The organism is Burkholderia sp. DN3021, assembly GCF_049805555.1.
Lineage (GTDB): Bacteria > Pseudomonadota > Gammaproteobacteria > Burkholderiales > Burkholderiaceae > Burkholderia > Burkholderia pyrrocinia_C.
Genome location: NZ_JBNCAB010000284.1, coordinates 1 through 525 on the forward strand (window position 1 = coordinate 1; position 525 = coordinate 525).

The window sequence follows — 525 nt, forward strand, 5'->3', positions numbered from 1 at the left end:
CCGCAAGCCTCCACGCAGACCGCGCTGTCCGACGTCGGGCGCGTGCTCGACGCGATCTCGCGCGCGGGCGGCGACGCGACGCCCGCGATCGCCGGGCGCGCACCGCTGCTGGCCGATCCCGCCGTGCCGCTGACCGATACGGCCGTACCGGCGCGTGCGCCGGCCGCGTCCGATCCGGCGGCGGCGTCTTCCACGCCTTCTTCCGCCGCGGCGTCGTCCGCCGCGGCGGCGCGCGAAACGGCCGCGCCGCTGCCGGTCGCGGCGTTGCGTGCGGCGCTCGCCCAAGCCGTGAGCGAGAGCGGCCTCTTCTACGAATCCCATCTGGCGCAGTGGCTGGCCGGCCAGCGTCCGCTCGCGGCGCTGATGCGCGAGCCGCAGGCGCGCCTGACGGCCGCGCTTGCGCCGGCCGACCCGGATGTCGCGCAGCCCGGCTCGACCGACGTGCTCGACGAACTGCTTGCGCAGCGCCCGCCGCTGCCGGCGACCGCGCGGGCGACTGCGCAAGCGGGCGCACCGGCCCAGGGC

The 525-nt window shown here is 78.5% G+C and carries 1 pseudogene; it reads left to right on the top strand.

Going from position 1 to position 525, the window contains the following annotated elements:
• Window positions 1-525 (top strand): annotated as a pseudogene (locus ACPUER_RS37110) (flagellar hook-length control protein FliK); the annotation flags it as partial.